The sequence below is a fragment of the Citrobacter sp. Igbk 16 genome (genome assembly GCF_028069755.1).
In the GTDB taxonomy this organism is placed as follows: domain Bacteria; phylum Pseudomonadota; class Gammaproteobacteria; order Enterobacterales; family Enterobacteriaceae; genus Citrobacter.
On record NZ_JANEWJ010000068.1, the window covers coordinates 1 to 1513 of the forward strand.

At 32.5% G+C, this 1513-nt stretch carries 2 protein-coding genes; both read right to left on the minus strand.

The features are described 5' to 3' along the window. Positions 1–1212, minus strand: a 1212-nt coding sequence (locus NNO03_RS22365; protein ID WP_271450604.1) for a glycosyltransferase, incomplete at its 3' end; no start/stop codon positions are given. Positions 1213–1216: 4 nt separating this feature from the next. Further along, positions 1217–1513 (minus strand): hypothetical protein (locus NNO03_RS22370; RefSeq protein WP_271450605.1); only part of this gene is annotated, 297 nt, incomplete at its 5' end.

The window sequence follows — 1513 nt, forward strand, 5'->3', positions numbered from 1 at the left end:
TACTTCATTTGTATTATCTGTAGATGGTCCATTAACCACAATAACTTCAAAACTGTCACTGTAGTTTTTTGATAGATAGTCTAAGCATCTTTCAAGATATTCTGCCCGGTTGTAAGTACATACAACCAAAGATACAGTTGTATAATAGTTCTGTGGTACTAGAATTTTCTCAAACAAATTATCGGCATATTTACCCCAAGCATCTACTGAATACTCTTGTAAAGCCGTATTTTGAGAATCAATCATGCGTTCATAAAAACTTGAGTCAGTAAATACTTTAAATAATTTATCTTCCAGCTCAAGCGTTGTATTGCAGACACCTTCAGAATTATTTAGTGTCTCCGCTGTTGCGGCATGATTTAATGCTAAAACTGGTAATTGATATTGTGCTGCTTCGAGCAAAGGAACACCAAATCCTTCATGCTCGCTGAAAGAAATAAAACATGATGAATCACTATAGTAAGACGATAATTCTTCCTCTGTGACAGCCCCTGTCAAAATCACGCGCTCACTAAGCTGTAATTTTTCAATTATTTTCTTGATCTTATTGTAGTAATCAGAGCCAACATCATATTTTCCGACGAGATATAAGCATCCCAATTCATATTTTTTAGCGAGGAGACTTCCATAGAAATATATCAATTTATGTTGAGCTTTATTCTCACATATACGTCCAACAAATAATAAGTTTCTACTCTCAATATTCCCGATTCTAAAAACAACATTCTCATTTATTATGATAGGTAACTTTGCTGTTTTATCTTCAGGAAAGCCTAATTTAATAATCTCATCGAGATTGTATAAACTATCACCAGTAATAAAATTAAATTTATCCTTTATCTCAAGTAGCTGTTCACGACCTTTTTTGCAAAGATTATATAGAAACGAATTTTCAGAAAAGAATGTGTGTGGTGTAATATTGTGATAATGCAATATTTTCATGCCTTTTGAGGCTAATACTTTATCCACACAAACTTCTGAGTAAGCTGAGAAATGAAGGAAAATAATATCCTCATCATGACTATTTAGATGCTCAATATTTGTAACAATATCACCTCTATTATGGTGATAGTGCTTTGCATATATTTCGGTTTTCAGCCCATAAACATCTTTTACATATTTATCTATGTTAACTACATGATTAGAACATGCATCATATATATCTAGAGACTCAATAACCTGGATAAACCTACCTCTAAAATGCGAATACATTTACTCACCCCCTCCATCTGTAATAAATTTTCCTTGCGACACTGAGCAGGAATGGATTTTTTTTCAAAAGCCTTACAAATACATACTTAAACACACCATGTAGTTTTACTTTTGATGACGGATGATAAGCAAGAAAAAGTACTATTAAGAGAGGTCTACTAAATAACTTGGTCATAATATTTAAAAGAAAAACACGATTTGCATTCTTTTTCGTGATTAAAATAGCCATGTCATTAATATAGTCACCATGGCACAAGCTCAACAATTCATTAACTTCAAAGTTTGTAGCACCATACAGGAA